The following is a 23,517-nucleotide window of genomic DNA, read 5'->3' on the forward strand; positions in this document are numbered from 1 at the left end:
GAATCCGTCTTAAAGCGTTTGTTATGCCACTAGCGATCGCTGATCGCAACTTTGCTTGCTAGCCCAATAAGTAAAACACCAGATACGCCCTCTAGCCCTCGTGAGTAGCGTTGAGAATTCGGGCGACTAAAGACCCAACTACCTACTGACGCATACAGGATATTACACATTGTAGCCAGTACGCTAAATAACAAACCAAGCCACAATAATTGCATCGAAGCCGAACCTGATGATGTGTCAATAAACTGAGGCAGGAACGAAAGGAAGAACAGTGCAACTTTCGGGTTTAATACACTAACAATTACGCCTTGTACAAATACATTTTTGTCACTTTCAACGCTTTCACTTACTTTCAATGTGCTACCCCCACGCCACATTGAAAGTAACGACTGAACACCCAAATAGACTAGATAAGCGGCACCCAACCATTTGACTGCGCTAAAAGCTACCGCTGAGCTGAGGATAATTGCAGATAATCCTAATGAAGCTGCTAAAGTATGAACAAAATAACCTACACCAAGTCCCATTGCAGCTTTGAACCCAGTGACCAACTTACCTTTCATTGTGTTTGAAACAATATAGATAACGTCTGGCCCTGGTATCATATTGATAGCAAGACAAGCGACTATAAACAGTAGTAGTGAATTAAGATCCATTTCCTTTTCTCCATATTTTCTGGCTGTGGCATAATGCCCGGCTCACGCGCCGGTTTGGAGCTGCGAAGCAGCGGAAAAACGGTCGCCGTGCAGCTGATTGTTAGACATCGTCGGCATTGATGAGGCCGCCATATTCTTCAGCGTAGACGTATTGACCTGAAAGAACGCCAGCGACATACCCTTGGAAATAATCTCCGAAGGTTTTAGCCTGCAATTCTCTGGCCTCCATGTCATGCCACATGGTGATTACCTGTCCGATAGATCCCGATTCTGAAGGATCGAGGTCTAGGCAAAGGTGGTCACCGCCACCGTTATGCGTGAAAGGGATCCACTTTGAGTTCCACCAATGATTCTTGATTCCCTTGTCGGGCTCGGAGAAAGTGTCTTTAAACTCACCAGCATCCAGTAACTCTTTCCAGACAGCCCACTGGCTATAGATTTCTTCGCACGACAAGAACTCCATACCATCGAAAAATGACAAAAATCCGTCTTGGCCATTGTGGACTTTGAGGCAAGCGACAAAATCGAGCGGAAGCTTAATTTCAAGCTGTCGTTCAAGTTCTGAAATTTGCTCGTCAGTCGCCGGAGGATTTAGGCGAGACAGACCTTCGGGCCAATGTTGCGCCAGCCATTCTTCAAACTTCTTCCATGTCTGCTCCATCTCGTCTCCTTGTGTGTCTAGCGCAAAGCTCAATGGAGCACCCACTGAACTTTCAATAATTTCATTACTTTATACCACAAACGCCGGACGGTAATGCTTCCATTGGAGCGTCTTGTTAGGCATTTATTCAACGCTATAGCCAATATGACCTACGAGCTTTTCGGAGGCCAGTCAACAAACCATGCATCTTGCGAGTAGTTACTCCAAGAAAGTTCAAACCTACTACTTGTAATATGCCACTCAGTCCAACCTGTTGAATGAAAGCCCTTTAGGGTATAAGACAACACTACCCCTTCTTCATTTACACTACTTATTGCCTCTAATATTTCTTTGTCAATAGGTGCTTTTGGATGCTGATGCTCTTCGAATATTTTAGTCTCATCGTTGTAAACAGAAGCAAGACTCTTAGTAACACCATGAAAAGTCAGGACACAATTATCTATACACTTCGCTACAGAATGAGGATTATCAACGTGCTCACGCAGAATATTCGCGAACTCTAAATAAACACGAATGCATCCCTTCTCAATATCAATTTTTGACACTGGGCTATCGTGGAAATCCAAATTGTGAAATTGACAGTTCGTTGTGTATCTCATATAAATTCCTAACGAATGACATGGATTCCCCCTCTTGAAGATCTGCCAAACTTAGGTGCGGCCTTTATTACCGGAGGTAACCATGTCTACTCAATTCTTTTGTGGCGTTGATCTCGCCAAGCACCACTTTTCTCTTCACGCGGTGGATGACCACGGAAAAGTCATTCTCCATAAATCTGTTTCACGCGCTAAGCTATTGGCTACATTAGCAAATATGCCTACGATGTGCATAGGCATTGAGGCCTGCAGTGGGGCACATTATTGGGCCAGAGAATTCAACAAGCTCGGCCACGATACCCGCATCATGGCCGCAAAGTACGTCGGTCCTTATCGCACAAGAGGAAAAAATGACCTGAACGATGCCGTTGCCATTTGTGACGCTGTTCAGCGTCCAAACAGCCGTTTCATTCCTGTTAAATCACCCGAACGCCAAGCGATTCTCGCCATTCATCGTGTACGTGAACATTGGGTCAATGAACGTACCGCCCTCATTAATCGTATTCGTGCATTACTGGCAGAGTTCGGCATTATTATTCCAACAGGACGAGCCGCCGTTCACCGTCAAGTACCACTTATTCTCGAGGCAGCAGAAAATGGCCTGCCTGATATTGCTCGTNTCCAACAGGACGAGCCGCCGTTCACCGTCAAGTACCACTTATTCTCGAGGCAGCAGAAAATGGCCTGCCTGATATTGCTCGTGCTGTCGTGGCAGATTGTTTTGACCACCTACAAACACTTAATCAGCGTATCGACGATACCGAGCAGTGTTTCGATATGGTGACCAAGGCCAGTCCTAATGCCCAGCGTATTCTTAATGTTCGCGGCATTGGTCCACAAACAGCAACAGCGATTATCGCCACTATCGGAAAAGGCGAGCAGTTTGATTCCGGTAGAAACTTTGCGGCTTGGCTTGGATTAGTGCCCAAACAGTACTCAACCGGAGGAAAGCCTCGATTAGGTCGTATTAGTAAACGAGGAGATAAATATCTCAGAACACTCTTAGTGCATGGCGCGAGAGCCGTCATCACGAACCTAGGCGATAAGCAAGATAGACTCAGTGTTTGGGGGCGAAATATCCTTGAGCGACGTGGCATGAACCGCGCCATTGTCGCTCTCGCAGCCAAAAATGCACGTATTGTGTGGACGTTATTGCACCATCAAACGGATTATCAAGACTACGCGGCCTAACTCGTCGCTGTCGTAAGGAGAATACACCAACCGGGTCATTGCACACGCAAGTTGATGAGTATCGGTGAAGACCATTTGCAGAGAGCCTGTTAATGCAGCGGGCACCTTGATGCCTTCTAACGAATTAGGCACTGCAACCGCGCAATGTCATCAGGGCCATGACGTGAGTCAGTAAAAGGCCGAATGTAGAGCGGCAGTCCAAACCAAACTCAATACGCTTCGCGGATGCTTGACGAACGGGGGAATCCATGTAGCCCAATTAAGGTGTGAAGCACGCGACCACGACACCTAATTTGACCACCGAAAACACTGAACTTGACCCAAACCAAAAATGCCAAGCGTGCTGAATCACTCTTAAATTGTTTGTTAAATGTAAATCAACCTTTGGCCAACCATCCAATAAAAGCAGCAAGAACACCACCTAGAATGCTCAATAATGGATTAGATAGCCATCTATATTCCTTATTTTGTTCAATAGCTCTAGAATGAAGTTCAATGGCAGTTTGAATAAGAACGGTTATTTCTTCTCCACTAAGCGGCGTTCGTGAGATTCTCTTTTTCTCTTCATCATTCAGCGCATTAAATTCTTGAAAACTCAAATCTCTTTGTTCATCAACATTATATCGTTTTCGATAGCTTCGCCTCCAAGCTAAAGAAACCTTTTTACCTTCTCCGTCAACACGAAAAAACTCTGGGTGCTCTTCAAATATCGTTTTCCAATAATCTGCATTATTTTCATCACCTGTAATTCTCATCGCCCAGCCAGCATAATCAAGCTTATAGAACCCATACTTACCCATAACTTGGATAGCTGAAATAACATTACCTAACCGGTTGTGATTTTTTAAATAGGGGGATTTCGACATTTACTAAATTATCTCCATTTACATTTAACGCCTTGCTCACCGGAACATACTGCGGAGAGCGTTTTTGTGTAAAATGGAGCGCAGCGATAGGCACAAAAACGAGCGTAGCAGTATGTGTCCGCGTGCAGCAATTTGTTATATTCCTTTTACGCCCGAAACAAAGTTATGATAGGTAGACCATTTGGGGTCATTCTCCATCTCAATTTGTATCGGGTATACATCGTGCCCAGCTAAAAGCTCGTTAAGTTTACCCACCCATTCTTTAGAGTCTTTAACGTACCAGATCCATTCTTTACGTCCATTGCCAGTAACAACCAGCATTAAATGTGAAGTACCGTTTACGTCTAGGGGCGCGATTGCATCCTCGAAGGCGACTTGCTTGTCATTTGTACTTTGATCAGGCATGCCATTATTTTCTTCCTTTTCAAATGGCCAATATATATTTATCAAAGTAGGGAAATCTGCCTCCTTTTCACCTTCGGGAACGCTCTGCATACTCCTATAAATGACAGGCCTTCCTTCTTGCTCCCCTGTTGCAGTGAAATATATGTTTTCGGCAACTGCACTAGACATAATCATCAACCAAATTAAAAGTGTGTTAAATGTTCTCAATCTCTATGACTCTCTCGAAGGAATATAACATTGTATTAGTGCGCGCGCTCGATTTTCCCAAACCGTTATACGCACCTTTTTTTATCTAACTACTTATGATTAAACACATTTTTAACGCTTGAAGCAATCACCTTGTCTGCGAAAGTGTGCACGCCGCCTATCCCGGACAAGGCGTTCACACTATCCTCAAAGGCGAATTTGTAACTCATTGATTATATTTAACTAATATTTTGTCTTTCGGCGATAATGTGAATGTGTCTCGAAAAAGTGTGCACACTATTTGGCTTTCCTTACCGATAGGCTGTATGAATATACAGTCTTAGATGGAGGGAAAAGATCATGACCAAAAGTCCTTTTATGGCAAGCCTTCAGCATGAGATTAGGCGACGAGGCTATGCGATCAAAACCGAGAAAAATTACTTGTACTGGGTACGTCGATTTATCCTTTTCCATCATAAGCAGCATCCTACAGATGCTTAGTGACGAGGATGTAAAAACGTTTCTGTCTTATTTGGCGAATGCGCAGCAAGTTTCACCGAACACACAAAAGGTAGCTCTCAATGCATTAGCCTTTCTTTACAACCAGTTTTTAAACCAGCCGCTAGGTAAGATTGCGTAAAGCCTTAAATCGTGCGGTACAAAAGGCCCAATGGATTTGCTTTAACGTCCACGCTACCGCCCTTCGGTTGGCGGCATCCAAAAGACCATGTGCGGGAGATATTTAAGGGACGTAGACTACCAGAGCATGAGAAAGGTGTTTAGACAGAGGCGTCTAAAATGTTGGCAATGTCAGGATTTGCATGATTGCGGGGCAGAAAACGAAAAAAACCGCTGATTTCTCAGCGGCTTTTCGGTATGTGGCGGAGGGATAGGGATTTGAACCCTAGAAGGGCTATTAACCCTTGCCGGTTTTCAAGACCGGTGCTTTCAACCGCTCAGCCATCCCTCCGGAACGCGGCGTATAGTATGGGTTTCCCGTTGGCTTGTAAAGTAAAAAACCAATATTCGCGGTGCGTTTGGTCAGGTTTCAGCCAATAAAAAAGAGGCCAGAATTAGGCTGACCTCTTTAGTGTGTCTTTACACCGTTTTAGATGTTTTCGACATCAAATTCAACCACGGGGCTGATGTCTGCCTCGTAGTCTACGCCTTCAACACCAAAACCAAACAGTTTTAGGAATTCAGCTTTGTATTCTTTGTAGTCAGTCAGCTCACTGAGGTTATCAGTGGTGATCTGTGGCCACAAGTCACGGCAGTGCTGCTGAATATCGTCACGCAGTTCCCAGTCATCTAAACGCAGGCGGTTTTCGCTGTCTACCTCTGGGGCGCTGTTATCGTCTTTATAGAGGCGTTGGGTGAACATGCGATGGATTTGCTCCATGCAACCTTCATGGACGCCCTCTTGACGCATTTTTTTGAATACCATGGCGATATAAAGCGGCATAACTGGAATAGCCGAGCTCGCTTGGGTGACCACGCTTTTCAATACGGCGACGTTGGCACTACCGCCTTTTGTCGAGAGCGTATCGTTCAGCGCTTTTGCAGCGCGATCGAGGTCCATTTTCGCTTTACCCAGCGCACCTTCCCAGTAGATAGGCCAAGTGAGCTCGGTACCGATATAGCTGTACGCTACGGTTTTGCAGCCTTCAGCCAATACACCGGCGTCGTTCAGCGCGTTAATCCAAAGCTCCCAGTCTTCACCGCCCATCACGGTGACGGTATCTTGAATTTCTTGCTCGGTAGCCGGCTCGACACTGGCTTCGATGATTTCATCTTTGTTGGTGTCAACGGCGGTTGAGGTATAGGTCTCACCGATTGGTTTGAGTGATGAGCGCACCAGCTCGCCGCTGTCAGGTAGCTTGCGCACTGGCGAGGCCAGCGAATAGACAACCATATCGATTTGCCCCAAATCTTGTTTGATCAAATCAATGGTTTTTTGCTTAGCTTCATGCGAGAACGCATCGCCGTTCAGGCTTTTGGAATACAGGCCTTCTTGCTTGGCAAACTTGTCGAATGCGGCAGAGTTGTACCAGCCAGCGGTGCCAGGCTTTTTCTCGGTGCCTGGTTTTTCAAAGAACACACCAATGGTTGCCGCACCGCCACCGAAGGCAGCCGCAATGCGTGAGGACAAGCCATAACCGCTGGATGCCCCTACCACCAAGACACGCTTAGGCGCATTGGCAATCGGGCCTTGCGCTTTGGTGTAGTCAATTTGTTCTTTTACATTGGCTTCACAGCCGATCGGATGGGTGGTCGTACAGATAAATCCGCGAATTTTAGGTTTGATGATCATATTCAACGTCCCTCACAAAATTGAGGCTAAGGATAATTACTAACGCCGACCTATGCATCCCCTTTTGCGGAAAAATGACGAAAATATCCAGTGGTTGGAGGTGTTGCAGACAAGATTAGTGGACGAGATCGCGATCAGCGCCACCGAAATGGCGCAAAGACGCGCCCTTAACGACGGCGGTTAAGCGGCCAATACATAAACCAAGAGGCATAAGGGTTCGGCGAGATGAATTTATCATTGTCTTGCTCGTTTTCTTTATTGCCACTTTGCTCCCACGCATTCGAGAAAATGTGCTGGCCCCAGTTAAACGCAATGTTACCGGTTAAGCCAAATTTAGGGCGTGTTGGGGTTGAGCTCGCGTCTGTATCTAGTGGTTGATGGGTTTTACTCACAGTGACTTACCTCTTTAGTTCGATACGCTTGATCGATGTTGGCGTCTTGCCATCACGACACTGCAAAGGAACATAATAAGTAAAAAAGAGCAGACTTGCATCATTTATGTGACATGAATCACACTGGCTGGTGCAGTCATAGTAAGCGCTGTCTCATAAAAAAGCGCCTGCCGAAGCAAGCGCTTTTTGTCGTCATGGTGCGGTTTTCTTTGCAGTTAAGCCGCTTTGTTTGGGTTCGGCTTTTTAATCGCACCACCTTCTAGCTGGCTAGATGCAAACCACTCCGCTTTAAAATCATCAACTTGCACGGCATATGCACGTAGCGCATCAGCCTCAAGCAGTTTCTCTCGTGCTTGCGCGGTCATGATGTTTTGATCCACGGCCTGCTGTGAGCGATCAGCCAAGCTGGCTTTCCCGTCGATTTGCTTCGCTTTGGCGGCTTTGATCAACGCCTTGTCGGTATCGCGTGATTCCCACATTGCTACAAAGGCACGCTCCATCACGGCAACAGGATCTTCAGGCTTGTCACCCACATAGCAAATGTGTGTCCAGCGATCGCGATCCGCACTTGGTGTCATCAGTTGCTCGGCAATGTGGTTGAGCAATTTGTCCGATGGCATTTTGTAGTGCATGCCTAGCGGGAAGAGGAGTACACGTAAGCTACGACCCACACCGTTACGTGGGAAGTTATTAAATGCACCATCAAAGGCTTTTGCACACTGAGCTAAACAGTATTGCAACCCATAATGCACCATTGGCAAATCAGCACGCGGGCGCCCTTCATCTTCAAAGCGCTTCAGTACTGCAGAAGCCATATAAAGATGACTTAACACATCACCCAAACGGGCTGAGAGCATTTCACGGCGTTTCAGCTCACCGCCGAGGGCCAACATGGCAACATCGGTGGTCACAGCCAATGCTCGGCTCATTCGTGTCAGGTGACGGTAGTATTTTGCCGTTTCGCCACTCACTGGCGCGCGATTGGTCAGGGAGCCGGTTAGCGCGTTAACTAAGCCCAACACACTGTTTTTACTCGCGTGACCGATATGTTTGAACAGCAATTTATCGAACGCTTGCGCACCAGCTTCTTGGTCAGGGTTCGCCGCCGCTTCCATTTCTTTGAGTACGTATGGATGACAGCGAGTCGCCCCTTGACCAAAGATCATCAGGTTACGGGTCAAAATATTGGCCCCTTCTACCGTGATCGCGACCGGAATCCCAAAGTAGTGATGACCAATATAGTTAAGTGGCCCCAACTGGATTGCACGCCCAGCATGAATATCCATGGCATCGTTTAAGATAGTGCGCGCCAGCTCTGTCATGTGGTATTTCGAGATCGCGGTGATAATTGCAGGCTTCTCACCTTTGTCGAGCGCCGTGGTGGTCAACGTGCGGGTCGATTCGAGCAAATAGGTCAATCCGCCCATCCGTCCTAATGCTTCGGCTACTCCTTCAAAGCGACCAATATGCATCCCGAACTGTTTACGCACATAGCTGTATGCACCCGTGGTTCGGCTAGCCAAATGGCCCACCGCCGTACCCAACGCCGGTAAGGAGATACCGCGCCCTGCTGATAAGCATTCCACCAGCATTCGCCAGCCGCGACCGACATAGTCTTTGCCCCCAATAACCCAATCGATAGGGATAAAGACATCTTCGCCCTTGGTGGTACCATTCATAAACGCCATGTTGAGCGGGTTATGGCGGTCACCAATTTCAACGCCGGGATGATCCGCAGGCACCAACGCACAGGTGATCCCGAGCTCTTTTTTCTCGCCGAGCATGCCGTCAGGGTCGTCCAGTTTAAATGCCAGACCAACCACAGTGGCCACCGGCGCGAGAGTAATGTAACGCTTGTTCCAGCTTAAGCGAATACCCAGCACTTCTTTGCCCTCGTATTCGCCCATGCACACCACGCCACGGTCAGGAATGCTTCCCGCATCCGAACCGGCTTCTGGGCCTGTCAGGCCAAAACATGGCACTTCACGGCCATCCGCTAAGCGAGGCAACCAGTAATCGCGCTGCTCTTGAGTACCATAGTGGGTCAATAGCTCACCCGGCCCCAAGGAGTTTGGCACCATCACGGTTACCGCGGCACTTAAACTGCGAGTGGCAATGCGCGATACAATCGTCGAGTTGGCAAGTGCCGAGAACGCGAGACCGCCGTATTCTTTGGGGATGATCAGTGAAAAGAAGCGCTCTTTTTTGAGGTATTCCCACACTTCTTCCGGCAAGTCTTTTTGCTCTTGAACGATTTTAAAATCGTCGAGCATCGCAAGCAGCGTTTCCAGCTGGTTATCGATAAAGGCTTGCTCGTCTGCGGTTAGCGATGGCTTGCCGTACTGGTGTAGGGTTTGCCAATCTGGCGAGCCGGAGAACAACTCGCCGTCCCACCATACGCTACCGGCTTCCATCGCCTCACGCTCGGTCGCTGATAGCGGCGGCAGTACCTTTTTGAAGAAAGAAAACGCTTTATCACTAATCAGTGATCGACGCATTGACGTTTGAGAGCTCATGATTCAGGTCCTTTTGTTGATCATGGTTGCACTCTTTTTGGTGTTATTGTGCGACCAGAACGGGTTTTCACTTGGCACTTAGGGTGCCGCTTACGGGTTGTTACAACAGCGCGATGCACGGCTTAAATCCCATCGCTGTTTGACTGTCCCTTGCGCTTATTTTTTCGCCATCAGCCCAAAGGTAATCGCGCGTTACTCTGCGGCAAATGCCACGATGTTATCTTGCGACGCTTGTCTTGGTTTGGCGTTCATCCCTGCTGCTAGGTACGGAATAAGTCGGTCAACGATCGCTTCTGAATCTAACGAGCGTCCAAAATCGTTTTCGGCGATGTCGCGCAATGCCTCACTCGACGCCATAGTGAAAATCGCCGCGCCCAAGGTGAAATGTAAGTGCCAAAAAACCGCCTCTGACGTAAGGTCTGGATTGGCTTTGCGGACCGCTTGATTGAACAATGAGAGCACATGCTCATAGCGGGTGGTAATAAACCAACGCAGGTGGCCTTGCACATCGCTGTAGCCACGTCCAATTAGCTGCATAAATGTCGCGGCGCCATGCGGGCGATACTTATCAAGGGCAAGCACAGGTTGTTTTGCACAGGCAAACACTTGTTCCATCGTGCAATGGGGCTCACTGAGTAGCGCTTGCAGTTGCTCTCCGAGTGCGGGCATAAAGGCCTCGAGATAACGGCTTAATACCGCCCGAACCAGTGATTTTTTATCCCCAAAATGGTAGTTCACCGACGCGAGATTAACGCCTGCTTTGCCGGTAATCGTTCGAAGTGAGGTTTCCTTGAACCCATGCTCGGCGAAGAGTTGCTCCGCGGCATCCAGAATTTTTGCTTTGGTTTCGCCTCGTCCTGCCATTTTCATTCACCTGTATTAAACGCTTGTTTAACTTTATAACGCAACGTCAGGTTTAACAAGATAGAAACACACCATCATCACATGAGTAACATCACATTCCTGAATATCGAGCGCGATAGGTTCATCGGTGTTATGAGCTAGACGCTTGGTAGGCACTGTTCCGAGCGACACGCGGCCATGTATTTGGGCGACTTACCGTGGCAAAGAGGGGTCACTCGAACCCGGCTAGAACAAGGGCACAAGTCGATAGCGTATGGTGGTTGGTAAAAAATAGGACGGTGATTTCTGCTGCTAGCCCTCGCTATGACACTGAATGTCGGGAGCAAAAGAGCAACGTCAATATGCAATGAGGAGAAAAAGGCGATTTTTTGTGCAAAATTGGGAACCCTTTCGCATTAATGGCGGTCACACTCTGTGCCACTGCTTTTTCTAGAAGACTTTTCTTCTGCGCCCACTCGCTCGTTGCTTGTGGGCTTTTTTATGCACTTGCTCCCAAGTTTCAGCTTTTTTTATCACTACAACGCCACTTAATCATGCCACGCTGTACAGTGTGTATGCGCTTAATAACAACGGGCTTGGTTAACGTCGATATGGACTTTTTGCTGTTATTTTTATTCGCTGCCGGCATGATTGTGCTGGTGGGCAGTGTGTGCGGCCTCGTGGCTCTCATTCAAACAAGCTCGTTACGAAGGGAGCTTGATGCAACACGTCAAGCCCTGAAGCAATTACAAGACCTGCGTACTCAACAACCTGATTCTAACCAAGCTACCGTTTCTACTCCTGATACTGCTGATGCCGACCTCACGACGGGTAACGATGGAGAGGCTCACAGCATTGCGATAGGTGCTCAAAACAAAGAACCATTGCAAAAACCAACCGAAGTCAATTCCGTCTTAAACCATGAAACTGATATACATACGGATAAAGGGTATCGACTTGTATGGCTTGAGCGTGCCAAGCAACAGTGGCTGGTATGGAGCGGTGCAGGTACCTTGGCGCTAGGTGGTCTCTTTTTAGTCTCTTATCTAATCAGTGAGGGGTACTTCCCTCCACTCGCTCGCCTCTTTCTGGGGGCATTGTTTGGTATTGGCCTGATCCTCAGCAGCGAATGGCTGCACGATTTCTTGCGTCGTCACACGAATATTGATTGGCCCACTTATGTACCTGCTGCGATTGCCAGTGGTGGTTTTGTCAGTCTATTCGGCCTGACATTGATGGCGAGCAATCTTTATGGTTTTCTCCCTGATACGCTTGCCGTTGGGATGCTTGCTATCATCTCGTTAGCTGCCACTTTTTATGGTTTACGGTTTGGCCCGTTGTTAACCGTTGTTGGTTTGATTGGCGCCTACTCTACCCCTTTATTCTCTTCCAGCGCTGAGCCACATTACCTACTGCTTACCTGTTATTTCTTGCTGGTTGCAGCCGCCACCACCTATGTCGCATTACAAACTCGTCAGCAATGGCTTTGGTCGAGTTTGTGGGGTGTCCACTTATTATGGTTGCTGGCATTCGCACACTTTGGCGCACCTAGTCATATCTTCGCGGGGTTTCTTGTCGGCAGCGTTTATTTATTGGTGGGAGTGCCTCGTTTGGGTTGGATATTGCGCCCAACTCGGCATCCGGCTCTCAACTTTAACGCTCTGTGGGATTTACGACCCAACCGTGCACAGTGGCCTGATACTCCATTGATCTTAGCTGCCTCTGCAATCGCTTGGGTGGCTATGCTTGCAACTCCTTTGCTAGCAGGGTTACCTATTGCAATCGTGTTGGTCATGCTCTTATTGATAGGCCCAATCTTGACAGCTCGTTGGGACGCCTGGCCCGTACTCGCCTTGCTTTGGACGCCTTTATGGCTGGTCACGCAAACGTCTGGTTTCGTGCTAGATGAGCTTGCCCAACACATAGCCCTCGGAATGGGGCTTATTATGCTTGCGTATGGGTTATTGATGGGTAAGCGCTATCCAACACGGATCTTATTTATTTGGTTGGCGTGTATTGCGCTTCCTTTAATGGTGAGCTTTAACGCCTTGCTAACTAACCGCGTATGGCAAAGTGATATTGCGTACTCATCATCTCTTTGGCTTTGGGCGACCTGCTTACTGGGCGCTGGGGCATTGCTGGCTGTTTTTACCCGTCATTTTGGCCGTGCTGACAATCATTTAGCCCAACTAAGCACTATCCGCGTCAGTCTTTGGTGCGGTGTCAACGCGCATCTTACGTTGGCACTGACATTACTCCTAAGCTCTCATGCATTAACGCTCGCTCTAGCATTACAAGCTGTTGCGATGCTTTGGCTGACTCAGCGCTACCACATCAATCTCGCCTCATGGGTCATCAAGTTACTGGTCAGCATTGTGCTCGTGCGAGCTAGCATGTTGTTGGTCATCACGTCACATATTAACAGTCTTCCCAGTACAATTTGGCTCTATCCCGTGTTAATAGGGATCCTCTACATTGCACTACGTATAGCAGCGAATAGACATTTAGAACCTTGGCTCGCTGGCGCTCTCCTTCACCTTGGCGCTATCTGGTTAACGAGTTGTACCTTGTGGTTAAGCAACACGGATCACTTACTTGGTATGGGAGCATCCTTCCAAAGCATGGTGCTGATGAGCGTGAACTGGGCACTACTGGGCTGTGTCTACCTTTATCGGAGCCATATTGCAGGTGACCTTGCGCCGCTATATCGAGCTGGCGCATGCATATTACTGGGATTGACAACTCTCACCCAACTTTGGCTGTTGATTGCCCTTAATCCCTTCTTACATCTTATCTCGGTAGGAGAAAGCATTTTTTCTAGTTGGCTTTGGTTGTGCTGGGGCGTTCCAACAATCGTTTGTCTCTACCTCATAAAACAGGGAACAGGACTGCTCTCCATCTCCGCGCAGGTTTGGCGACATGGACTCGCCGCCATCGCGACATTTACCGCACTTCTGCTTATCAATGGGTTAATCCGACAAGTTTGGCAAGGAGATATCATTGTACTATCCCGTCCGACGGCTGATGGGGAGTTATACTCCTACTCTTTAGTTTGGTTAATACTTGCAAGTCTCAGCGTGATTGGTGGTTACTGGCGTGAATCTATGGTAGCTCAGCAAGCCGCTATGGGGTTATTGGGTATCGTCGTGCTTAAAGTATTTTTGATTGATATGGCGAGTCTCGAAGGGTTGATGCGAGCAATGTCCTTCATTGGTCTTGGCTTATGTTTGGTCGCTTTGGGTGGGCTGTTTCAGTGGCTTAAACAGCGGCAATGGGCAGCATAATGTGGTGGGCCCATTCTCGTAATATGGAGAGCCCGCGCACTTCCTGTCCCCCTCCAACAAAAAAGAACGATAGGCAAAAACAAAAACTACTTGGCTAAGAGCCTGTGACCCGGCATTTTTTGTGAGGGAAATCCCGAATTAATCGCGGATTAATAAATAATTGCCACTTTTTCTCAACCTAAGGAACTTCTTCAATTTCGCCCAGTCCTAATGGGTGCATCGGTAAGAAATGCCTTATCTCCCTCRGCGATTGAGGGCGCATGATTTCTCTTTCTTTCCGACCTGCTGCTGCTTTTTCTACTCACTTTAGAGTTTGTTTGTCTCTACCTTTATTTTTTGCCCACCTTGTGTGGGCTTTTCTTTTTTTAGCGGCGCTAACCGTGTTTAATCTGGGCTAACAGCACCATTGGCAATCATTTGATAGGGCGAGCCATATCGCAACGTCAGCCCCAGAGTCTCTAACGTCTGTGAGGCATCAATCCATTTCCCATCACCCGCACTGACGGTAAATTGTGGCGGCGTTAGGCCCATTTCCCGTGCGGCCCACGGATAATACGTCGCTTTGGGAGGATGAAGCTCTGCACACAAATGAAAGGTTTGTCCCCATTGTTGCTGATGAATAATCGCGGTAATGGTGCTAATTACATCCGCTCGGTGCACTAAATTGACTGGCTCATTGGCACCCGCCAAGTCGCTCCGCCCTGCCAATGTTTTCGACGGATGACGGTCTCCACCAATCAATCCAGCCAGACGCAGCACGGTAGCGGTATCGCCATAATGGGCACGAAGGTGCGCTTCAATCGCATGGTGTGCCTGTCCAGATGCAGTCTGTGGTGCCGGCGTCGATTGCTCTGTCACCTGCCCTTTCAAATCACCATACACTGAGGTAGTGCTAATAAAGAGGACATGCTTAACCTCGGCTGCAAACAATATATCGATAAATGCTGTCATAGCCCCTTGATAGGCACCGAAGTCTGCATTCCGCCGTCCGGCAGCAATGTTGATTACGACGATATCACAGCCAAGTAAGGATGCCGCGGAGGTGTAATCGGGTTTCATCACATCAAACGGCACCACGTCGCACCCAAGCGTCTCGCTGAGCGCTCGTGCATCAGCCGCATCACGCTTTGTCCCTACAACTTGATGGCCCGCAGCCAGTAACTGTTTGGCCAAGGACGTGCCTAACCAACCACAGCCACAAATACCTATTTTAAAACCCGTCACAGTCACTCCTTTTGTYACGTAATTATTTTTCAATGTAATGGATAACAACGCCTTTATTTTGCCTATTTTGGTCTATTATTTATTTCACGCTGTAAATATATTCCGTGATCCTGAAAGGAAATAACCAAAAGCGTGAATGGCGACAAAGTTTTCATGCTCGAATGGTCATAATAATGTCATTAGCAGGCGCGAGAAGATAGACTAAATGCCACGAAACGGTAGTCAAAAACCGTGTTGATATACGTAGTTAACATCGAATTTGGATCGTGGATAACGTCACGATTGTTTTACATTCTGGTCACGAACTTAAGCGGTAACTCGAATGAATACTCTGGAAAAAATACAAAAAAATCTCGAAAACTTCAGCAAATCTGAAAGAAAAGTTGCTGAGGTGATTGTTGCCTCACCACAAACAGCGATCCACTCTAGTATTGCCACACTGGCTAAGATGGCGGATGTGAGTGAGCCAACCGTGAACCGCTTCTGTCGCCGACTCGACACCAAGGGTTTTCCTGATTTTAAATTGCACCTTGCGCAAAGCCTCGCGAACGGGACACCCTACGTCAATCGTAACGTAGAAGAAAACGATGGTGCTGACGCTTATACCGCTAAAATTTTTGAATCCACCATGGCCTGCTTGGATGTCGCGAAAAACAGTATCGATACCCACCAAATTAATCGCGCGGTGGATTTACTGACCCAAGCCAAAAAGATCGCCTTTTTTGGTCTCGGTGCATCGGCGTCAGTTGCGCATGACGCACAAAACAAATTTTTCCGCTTTAACATCCCCATTGTTTGCTTCAACGACATCGTAATGCAGCGTATGAGCTGTATTAACTGTAACGATGGGGACGTCGTGGTGGTGATCTCGCACACCGGCCGCACCAAAAGCTTGGTGGATGTGGCGAACTTAGCGCGTGAAAACGGTGCGACGGTTATCGGCATCACCCAGCGTGACTCACCACTGGATAAAGTGTGCTCACACACCATTCAGCTTGATGTCCCGGAAGATACCGACGTCTATATGCCCATGGCGAGTCGCGTCGTGCAAATGACCGTCATTGATGTGCTCGCGACTGGCTTTACGCTTCGCCGCGGTCCAGGGTTTAGAGAAAACCTAAAACGTGTGAAAGACGCGATCCGCGATTCACGCTTTCACAAAGAGTCGTTGACTTAATACGCAGGAGTGCCCACGGCACTCCTTTTTTGTGTCACACGATCGACGCTTTCCCTGCGCTACACTGGATGCAATGTGCTTGGTTGCACGTTGAGCTTCATGATGTTTTTGCTGTTGCACCTCACTATCCAGGTCTATGCGCGGTCTGGGCGTAGCCCAATGAAAACAGGAGTTAAACATGTCTGCAAAACTGAGAAGAACCAAGATAGTTACAACACTCGGCCCTGCCACTGATAAAGATGATGTGTTAGAAGCGGTGATTAAGGCAGGCGCAAACGTGGTTCGCCTCAACTTTTCTCACGGCAGCGCAGAAGATCATATTAAGCGTGCCGAACAGGTCCGTGCCATTGCGGCCAAATTGGGTCGTCATGTCGGTATTTTAGGCGACCTACAAGGGCCGAAAATCCGTGTATCGACCTTTAAAGACGGAGCAATCCAACTGGCCGTTGGTGATAAGTTTACCCTAGACGGTGATTTATCACCGGGTATGGGTGATCAAGATGCAGTCGGCCTCGACTACAAAGCGCTTCCTCAGGATGTGACCAATGGCGATATCCTGTTGCTTGATGACGGCCGAGTTCAACTCAAAGTGTTGGCGGTAGACGGCGCGAAAGTGCATACCGAAGTGACGGTCGGTGGCAAGCTCTCGAACAACAAGGGCATCAATAAAAAAGGTGGGGGGTTATCGGCGCCGGCACTGACTGAAAAAGATAAACAAGACATTCATACCGCCGCCAAAATTGGCGTGGACTACTTAGCCATTTCGTTCCCGCGCAACGGTCAAGATATGAATTACGCGCGTACCTTGGCCCGCGATGCAGGTCTTGAGGCGCGATTGGTCGCCAAAGTTGAGCGTGCTGAAACCGTGGCAAGCGAAGCAAGCATTGATGACATCATCGAAGCATCAGATGTCGTGATGGTGGCACGTGGCGATTTAGGTGTTGAAATTGGCGACCCAGAATTGGTGGGGGTCCAAAAACAATTGATTCGCCGCGCACGTAGCATGAACCGTTTGGTGATCACAGCAACTCAGATGATGGAGTCGATGATTTCGGCGCCAATGCCAACGCGTGCGGAAGTGATGGATGTGGCGAACGCCGTCCTCGACGGAACAGATGCCGTCATGCTTTCTGCGGAAACCGCTGCGGGGCAATACCCCGTAGAAACCGTTCGCTCGATGGCCGAAGTGTGTGTGGGGGCGGAAAAAATGCCTTCCGTCAATGTGTCGAATCACCGTCTGGATCGTCAATTTGATAGCCAAGAAGAAACGGTTTCGATGGCGACCATGTATGCGGCGAACCATATGAAAGGGGTGAAAGCCATGGTCTCGTTGACCGAGTCGGGCCGAACCGCCTTGATGATGTCGCGTATTTCGTCAGGTAAACCTATCTTCGCGCTCTCACGTCACGAGCACACACTCAACCGTGCCGCGCTGTATCGGGGGGTCACACCGGTTTACTTTGATAGTGATAGCGGAGCAGGCCTGCAAGTTGCTGAGCGCGCACTGCAAACCCTCAAAGAAGGTGGCTTCTTGGATGAAGGGGATCAGGTCATTATGACCCAAGGTGACCAAATGGAAGTGATCGGCTCAACCAATACGATGCGTGTTCTGACCGTGAAATAATCAAGGCTATCAGCCATGACCAAGGGCGCTGCGGCGCCCTTTTCCTCACCAACCGTTAGCCAAGAGAGGTCGCGTTTTGCGTGCTCTCAAGACGAGGTGGCTGCCAACGCGGATTAATATGGGCCATTAAGATATGATCTTCCCAGTGTCCGTTAATCAGCAAATAATCGCGCGCACGCCCTTCACGCTCAAACCCAACCGCTTCTAACACCTTGGCGCTTTTTTCGTTTTTCGRCATATAAGAGGCGCAGACGCGATGCATATTCACGTTATCAAACAGCCATTGGTTGGTCGCTGATAACGCGCGCCGCATAATTCCCTGTCCTTGAGCGAGCTCATCTAATGAGTAACCCACCGTGCATGAGTAGGACGGATACTGCATCATGCTGGTGTAGGAAATCACGCCTAACACCTGTGGTGAGGTTGGCTTCGCGATTAAAAAGTAATAAGCCAGCTGGTGTTTTTGCAGCTCCATCAATTGCAACACGCGGCGTTTCCAGCCCTGCTCGGTATAAAAACCATCGGTGCGTGTCGGCTCCCACGGGGTCAAGAAAGTGCGATTACGTTGGAAGTATTGAACAATACGTGTCACGTCTTCGTGACAGATCGCATCAATCCGTAAATCATCGACAATGATACGTGGGAAACGGCTTATACTGGGATCAGACATTCTGTGGTTCCGAACGATTATGTTTTTTGACTGCATGACAACACCGCTAGGGCAAATCAGCTTATTGGCGGACGAACACGGACTAAGACAGCTGACCTTGTCGGTGTATCATCCCTTTGAGCCCAGCCGTGAGTGGCAACATGACCCAAGAGCACTCCACCGCTACAAAACGCAGCTGTTCGAGTACCTCTCAGGGCAACGTACTGAGTTTTCACTGCCCTTGTGCCCGGAAGGCAGCCCGTTTCAATGTCGTTTGTGGCAGCAAATACAGCAGATCCCCTATGGTGATACCTGCACCTACCGAGAATTGGCCGCTGCACTGGGCGAGCCACATATGCTCAGTGCTGTATCGATGGCCTGCAACATGAATCCGATTCCCATCATCATCCCTTGCCATCGTGTCCTTAACGAGGATCACCAAGTGGGTGATTACCGTTATGGCGCTGAGCTCAAGCATGCCTTGTTAGCACTTGAGCAAGGCGAGCCCCTAGAGGGGCCCGCTTAATGCGCGTCGTGCTAACTACTTTTTGCCAATCCCGTAGTCACGCAGCTTATTTGCAATCGCGGTATGCGACACGTCCAAGCGTTTGGCGAGTTTTCGGGTCGACGGATAACTCCGATAAAGATTATTTAAGATCCCCGATTCATACCGCTTCATGATCTCATCCAGCGAGCCATCCAATGACTCTTCACTGATGAATTGGGTATTTTCGATCTCTGGAAGCTGAACGTCGTCGATCGTCATCACTTCTGCGTCAATTTGCGTCATGGCATGAAGTAAAATATTGCGGAGCTGGCGAATATTACCCGGCCACGCATAATGGGTCAGGTAATCAGCCAGCGCGCTATCAATCCGTGGCTTAGATTGGCCTAAATCGGCGGCAAACTGTTTGATAAATAGTTCGGCCAAAGGCATAACGTCCGCGGTGCGCTCACGCAAAGGAGGCACGGTCAACGACAAGACATTAAGCCTATAGAACAAGTCTTCACGGAATTGCTGCGCCGCGACCAATTCAGGCAGGTTCTTTTGTGTCGAGCAAATCACTCGCACATCAACGTGCATTTCACGCTCTTCGCCAACGCGACGGAAGGTGCCATCTTGCATGAAGCGCAATAATTTCACTTGCAGATGACGGCTCATTTCACCGACTTCATACAAGAAAACTGTCCCGCCATCGGCTTGCTCAAAGATCCCTTTTTTGGCTGTACCGCCATCTTCCGCTGCCGCCATCCCAAATAATTCGGTTTCGGCGGCGTTATCCGGCATAGACACACAGTTGACCAATAAGAACGGCTTGTCCGCACGCAGCGAATGGCGATGACAGGCTCGAGCGATCATCTCTTTACCGGTGCCCGTTTCACCTTGGATTAACAATGGCGCGTCGAGCATGGCAAGTTTCTTCGCTTGACTAATCAGCTGTTTAAACTTGTTAGATTGGCCGACCAAATGCTCAAAACCGTGATCGCTAGGGGTACGGAACACGGTTTGTGGCGTATTGTTCATTGCCACTTGCTTGAGCTGGACAACGGCGCTGACCAGCACGGGTTGATCACTCTCATCGTTGATGTGAACCGGCATCACTTCCATCAGAAAGTCGAGCCCGGCCATCACGACCATGCGGCAGCTTTGGCTTGCTTCTTCTTTTTCTAACCAGTGGGAAAATTGAAAATCAGGGAACACACCGTTGGCGTGCTCGCCCACTAATTGGTGCTCGCTTGAGCTAATCACATCCAGAGCTGCTTTATTGGCCATATCGATATAACCATCGAGGTTAATCGAGAACACAGGATCAGTCAGACTTTCGAGCAATGCGCGCAGTTCACGGTGCTCTCGTTCGGCAGGCAGAAACTGGATTTTACGCACATCGGTCACGCCTGAAATCAAACGGATTTCAGACATCAGTTGGCTAAAGGCTTCGAATTCAATTTCAGGGCAATTGAGGTAGATAATGCCGACTTGGTCGATCTCGATACCACGCAGGTCAATTTCACGTCGTACCAAAATATCGAGTAGTTCGCGCGTTAGCCCGATTCTGTCTTCACAACAGACTTTCAGTCTCATAATGGATTCCTGTAACTTGACAGTGATACCCAATACCGGCTCGTCACATCGTTGGATGAGTGGTTAAAAAAACGGACTCATCAGTCAGTTAGGTAAGAGGTCAAACAGTTTATCTGTCGGAGCCGAATTAGCTGTCAGGATAAGTTGACACTGAAGCGGAGTTTGAGCGGGTTGGCGGAAACAGTCAAGCCCTGATGCGATTTTTGCCACCTGATATCACGTTTGTAGCACATCACCCGTTTAGGTAAATTTTTGATTATACAGTTAAATTACCTAACAGTTCTTAAAGCCTTTAGAGCCCTTGGCATCGCGACGATTTCGCGGCCAAGGGCGATCCATTAAGACGCTGAACGTTCGGCTTTACCCAAAAGCCGTTTAACCAGCTCGCGGCGAAGTTGCGACAAACTCGGAGCGGGCTGTCCATGCCAAGGCAGCGGACGCATCAAGGTCATGGTTTTAAGACCCAAACGTGCAGTCAGCAGTCCTATTCCCAAGCCTTGAGCTACGCGTCCTGACACGCGACCGGCCATATTAACCGACAGGACATCAAAGCCAACATCAGTCATCGCCTCACTGGCACCAGCTAAAGCCATATTGGTTAACACCACTTTTAGCAAAGTGAAGCGTGCTTTGACGCCTAATTGAATACCGTAAATCTGCGCAATGCGTGTCATCAGGTGCAAATTGCGCCACGCCACCAGCAACATATCGGCAATCGCAAGTGGGCTGACCGCCACCATAAGTGCCGCTTCTTGCGCGTATTTGGTCACCAATAACCGCGCGGCTTTATCTTGGTCGGTTAACACATTTTGCTCATACAGGGCCAAGACTTCACCGTCGTTATGCGTGGCCGTGATTTGGCTTTGCCACTGAGTAAACCCTGCAGTATGGGTTTGCTGTGTGCGCTCAGCCAGCGTCCGACAAAAGATCTCTCCCTGCCCAACCGACTCAGAAGCCAGTAATTGCTCGGCATATTGGCGGGTTTGTTCGCGCTGCACTAACTTACGCATGGCTCGCCATTCACGGCCCAGTACCGCAAGCCCAGTCGCGGCCACCGCCACCAACAAGCTTTGCCACGCTAGGCTCAGCCAATCTTGCGACTGCCACGATTGGTACACACTCACCCCGGATTGCACAACCGCCAAGAGTACGCCGAGTAACACCAAAAAAGGCCACACACGGCGACGCGTTCGGGTAGGAGTCAGCGTCGTTTCCAGATCAGATTCAAGTGTCGACGTGGCTTCAGGCAAAAAGTCAGCCTGTGCATCAAATTCAGCACGGTATTTCACATCATGAAAGGCACTCGCCTCATCATTATCGCCATGATGAGTAAACGTCTGCTTGGGTTTATATTGCGTCATCTCACCCTCTCTTATCGAAATTTATCGCCGAGCAAATAGTCGAGCGCTTTGTCCATGCGGATATGTGGCAACGGCGCATCTAATGGCACGTGAGGCGGCCTAAATGATGGAAAATCAAAGCCTTGATGTTGCCAAAAATCCGCATCGGGAAGCTGGCTTGGCACATCGCCCGGATACAATGTCACCCCCGAGCCGTCGTCCAATTCGCCTTTTAGTGCAGCGTGTTGGGCGCCTTTAACATCAACGAATCCGGGCGTCGTTGCTGCCACGGATGCCACACTTTGGCAGCGCATCTCTATGCCTTCAAAAGCCGCTTGTTGCCATGCTTGGTGGACAATTTGTTGCAGTAAGCTGACCATATTCGGATGTTGTTCGGGCGTAACGTGATCGGCTTTGGTTGCCGCAAATAAGACTTTATCGATCCGCGGTGAAAACAGCCGCTTGAGCAACCCAGATTTACCATATTTAAAGCTTTGCATTAATTGCTCAACCGCCAAACGCATATCGTGAAAGGCATCCGGCCCCACATTGAGTGGCTGCAACGTATCGACCAAGATCACTTGGCGATCGATCTTAGCGAAATGCTCGCGGTAGAACTGAGCGACTACGTGCTCGCAATAATAGTCATAGCGTGCCTTTAGTAAGCCATAGTTAGTGTGCTTGTCCGCTTTGGCTTTGATATCGTCAGTTAATACGCCCATCCAAGGGAAAAACTGCACGACCGGCGCGCCGGCTAATTCACCGGGTAACACGAACCGTCCCGGCTGAACCCAATGTAAGCCACCATGCGCTTTGCAAGCATGCAAAAACTCAGTAAAGCTTGCGGCAACCTCTGCCAATTGTTTTTCATCTGCCGGCGCAAGCGGGTCCAGTTGAGCCGCTTTCGCTTGCCACGCCTTGGCAAGTTCCGCGCGTTTCCCCGTCAACATGCTGGTCTGCTTTTGCGACCACTGGGGGTAACTTTGGCTCAGTAAGGGTAAGTCCAACAACCATTCGCCCGGATAATCGACAATATCGACATACAAGGTTGCCATATTATTTAGCGCGCGCATGGCGGCAGATTGAGGGCGATAGCGCACGGCCACTCTCACTTCACTGACATCTCGTGTTGGCGAGGGCCACGTCGGCGGTGTCATTTGCAGGGCATGCATGGCGTTTTCATAATCAAACGCGGGAAGATGCATGTGAGGGTGTGGCTCACGACGTGCGCCTAGCGCGCGCCCTTGCTGCACAAGTTGCAGTAACGGCAAATTTGGCTGGGTGCCTAAATGGGTCAGCTGATTAATGAGTGAGGTAATAAACGCGGTTTTACCCGCGCGAGATAAACCGGTTACGGCGAGACGCACATGGCGGTCAGCCCCGCGGCTCACCCACTGCTTTACGCGCCTTTTCACTGATGGCATCGGTTAGATTGACTCCTTCATGACCACGCTGCCCCGCGAGAAATTCGATGAGACAGCGTGAATAGGTTCTGTGTAGCTGTTAAGCCATA

General features: G+C 49.1%; 20 protein-coding genes, 1 tRNA gene and 1 pseudogene. 7 read left to right on the top strand and 15 right to left on the bottom strand.

Annotation, left to right across the window (positions count from 1 at the left end):
• Positions 1-29 precede the first annotated feature (29 nt).
• From BZJ19_RS11875 to BZJ19_RS11885, 3 genes are all read right to left on the bottom strand, one after another.
• Positions 30-656, bottom strand: a complete 627-nt coding sequence (locus BZJ19_RS11875) for a LysE family translocator (RefSeq protein WP_045153292.1) — start codon at positions 654-656, stop codon at positions 30-32.
• A 100-nt stretch (positions 657-756) separates the two neighbouring features.
• The gene (locus tag BZJ19_RS11880; protein ID WP_077675795.1) at positions 757-1,317 is read right to left on the bottom strand and encodes an SMI1/KNR4 family protein; all 561 of its coding nucleotides are present in this window, start codon (positions 1,315-1,317) and stop codon (positions 757-759) included.
• 149 nt (positions 1,318-1,466) lie between these two features.
• Positions 1,467-1,862 (bottom strand): hypothetical protein, encoded by a 396-nt coding sequence (locus BZJ19_RS11885; protein WP_131826402.1) that lies wholly within the window; start codon positions 1,860-1,862, stop codon positions 1,467-1,469.
• A 136-nt stretch (positions 1,863-1,998) separates the two neighbouring features.
• Here BZJ19_RS11885 and BZJ19_RS11890 point away from each other — a divergent pair.
• A pseudogene (locus BZJ19_RS11890) lies at positions 1,999-3,104 on the top strand (IS110 family RNA-guided transposase).
• A gap of 377 nt (positions 3,105-3,481) precedes the next feature.
• On the opposite strand, the gene BZJ19_RS11895 reads toward BZJ19_RS11890, so the two are convergent.
• Complete coding sequence (locus tag BZJ19_RS11895) at positions 3,482-3,970, bottom strand: hypothetical protein (protein ID WP_020840814.1); 489 nt, start codon at positions 3,968-3,970, stop codon at positions 3,482-3,484.
• A gap of 135 nt (positions 3,971-4,105) precedes the next feature.
• Positions 4,106-4,543, bottom strand: a complete 438-nt coding sequence (locus BZJ19_RS11900) for a DUF695 domain-containing protein (protein ID WP_157891189.1) — start codon at positions 4,541-4,543, stop codon at positions 4,106-4,108.
• Positions 4,544-4,921: 378 nt separating this feature from the next.
• Between BZJ19_RS11900 and BZJ19_RS17390 the strand changes: the two genes are divergently transcribed.
• Positions 4,922-5,062, top strand: coding sequence for a phage integrase N-terminal SAM-like domain-containing protein (locus BZJ19_RS17390; RefSeq protein WP_276526538.1), 141 nt, complete (start codon positions 4,922-4,924; stop codon positions 5,060-5,062).
• Entirely contained in the window at positions 5,055-5,201 is a 147-nt protein-coding gene (locus BZJ19_RS17465; RefSeq protein WP_420876436.1) for a phage integrase N-terminal SAM-like domain-containing protein, read from the top strand. Before BZJ19_RS17390 ends, BZJ19_RS17465 begins: the two co-directional genes overlap by 8 nt.
• Positions 5,202-5,440: 239 nt before the next feature.
• Here BZJ19_RS17465 and BZJ19_RS11910 read toward each other — a convergent pair.
• The 5 genes from BZJ19_RS11910 to psrA all read right to left on the bottom strand — a co-directional run bounded on the left by BZJ19_RS11910 (position 5,441) and on the right by psrA (position 10,644).
• Positions 5,441-5,531 (bottom strand) — tRNA-Ser (locus BZJ19_RS11910).
• Positions 5,532-5,669: 138 nt separating this feature from the next.
• Positions 5,670-6,872 carry an enoyl-ACP reductase FabV gene (gene fabV / locus BZJ19_RS11915; RefSeq protein WP_077480425.1) on the bottom strand — a complete coding sequence of 401 codons (1,203 nt, stop codon included), beginning with the start codon at positions 6,870-6,872 and terminating at the stop codon, positions 5,670-5,672.
• A 167-nt stretch (positions 6,873-7,039) separates the two neighbouring features.
• A complete protein-coding gene (locus tag BZJ19_RS11920; protein ID WP_077675799.1) occupies positions 7,040-7,264 on the bottom strand; it encodes a hypothetical protein in 225 nt (74 codons plus the stop codon).
• Positions 7,265-7,479: 215 nt separating this feature from the next.
• Complete coding sequence (locus BZJ19_RS11925) at positions 7,480-9,780, bottom strand: acyl-CoA dehydrogenase (protein ID WP_077675800.1); 2,301 nt, start codon at positions 9,778-9,780, stop codon at positions 7,480-7,482.
• A 192-nt stretch (positions 9,781-9,972) separates the two neighbouring features.
• Positions 9,973-10,644 (bottom strand): TetR family transcriptional repressor PsrA, encoded by a 672-nt coding sequence (psrA, locus tag BZJ19_RS11930; RefSeq protein WP_077675801.1) that lies wholly within the window; start codon positions 10,642-10,644, stop codon positions 9,973-9,975.
• A gap of 554 nt (positions 10,645-11,198) precedes the next feature.
• Here psrA and BZJ19_RS11935 point away from each other — a divergent pair.
• Entirely contained in the window at positions 11,199-13,907 is a 2,709-nt protein-coding gene (locus tag BZJ19_RS11935) for a DUF2339 domain-containing protein (RefSeq protein WP_157891190.1), read from the top strand.
• A gap of 384 nt (positions 13,908-14,291) precedes the next feature.
• Here the strand turns inward: BZJ19_RS11935 and BZJ19_RS11940 are convergent, their stop codons facing one another.
• Entirely contained in the window at positions 14,292-15,131 is an 840-nt protein-coding gene (locus BZJ19_RS11940; protein ID WP_157891191.1) for an SDR family oxidoreductase, read from the bottom strand.
• Positions 15,132-15,453: 322 nt separating this feature from the next.
• Between BZJ19_RS11940 and BZJ19_RS11945 the strand changes: the two genes are divergently transcribed.
• Both BZJ19_RS11945 and pyk read left to right on the top strand, forming a co-directional pair.
• Positions 15,454-16,308: a MurR/RpiR family transcriptional regulator gene (locus BZJ19_RS11945; protein WP_069588909.1), complete on the top strand. Its 855-nt coding sequence runs from the start codon at positions 15,454-15,456 to the stop codon at positions 16,306-16,308.
• Between the two features lie 178 nt (positions 16,309-16,486).
• Positions 16,487-17,932, top strand: coding sequence for a pyruvate kinase (gene pyk / locus BZJ19_RS11950; protein WP_077675804.1), 1,446 nt, complete (start codon positions 16,487-16,489; stop codon positions 17,930-17,932).
• A 55-nt stretch (positions 17,933-17,987) separates the two neighbouring features.
• Here pyk and BZJ19_RS11955 read toward each other — a convergent pair whose 3' ends face one another.
• On the bottom strand, positions 17,988-18,602 hold the full coding sequence (locus BZJ19_RS11955; RefSeq protein WP_077675805.1) for a GNAT family N-acetyltransferase: 615 nt from the start codon (positions 18,600-18,602) through the stop codon (positions 17,988-17,990).
• A 34-nt stretch (positions 18,603-18,636) separates the two neighbouring features.
• Here BZJ19_RS11955 and BZJ19_RS11960 point away from each other — a divergent pair, with 34 nt between their 5' ends.
• Positions 18,637-19,107 (top strand): methylated-DNA--[protein]-cysteine S-methyltransferase, encoded by a 471-nt coding sequence (locus tag BZJ19_RS11960; protein ID WP_235608226.1) that lies wholly within the window; start codon positions 18,637-18,639, stop codon positions 19,105-19,107.
• A 15-nt stretch (positions 19,108-19,122) separates the two neighbouring features.
• Here the strand turns inward: BZJ19_RS11960 and tyrR are convergent, their stop codons facing one another.
• The 3 genes from tyrR to BZJ19_RS11975 all read right to left on the bottom strand — a co-directional run bounded on the left by tyrR (position 19,123) and on the right by BZJ19_RS11975 (position 23,428).
• On the bottom strand, positions 19,123-20,664 hold the full coding sequence (gene tyrR, locus BZJ19_RS11965) for a transcriptional regulator TyrR (protein ID WP_077675807.1): 1,542 nt from the start codon (positions 20,662-20,664) through the stop codon (positions 19,123-19,125).
• A gap of 338 nt (positions 20,665-21,002) precedes the next feature.
• Positions 21,003-22,025 (bottom strand): YcjF family protein, encoded by a 1,023-nt coding sequence (locus BZJ19_RS11970; protein ID WP_077675808.1) that lies wholly within the window; start codon positions 22,023-22,025, stop codon positions 21,003-21,005.
• An 11-nt stretch (positions 22,026-22,036) separates the two neighbouring features.
• The gene (locus tag BZJ19_RS11975) at positions 22,037-23,428 is read right to left on the bottom strand and encodes a YcjX family GTP-binding protein (protein WP_077675809.1); all 1,392 of its coding nucleotides are present in this window, start codon (positions 23,426-23,428) and stop codon (positions 22,037-22,039) included.
• Positions 23,429-23,517 lie beyond the last annotated feature (89 nt).

The organism is Salinivibrio proteolyticus, from assembly GCF_001996165.1.
Lineage (GTDB): Bacteria > Pseudomonadota > Gammaproteobacteria > Enterobacterales > Vibrionaceae > Salinivibrio > Salinivibrio proteolyticus.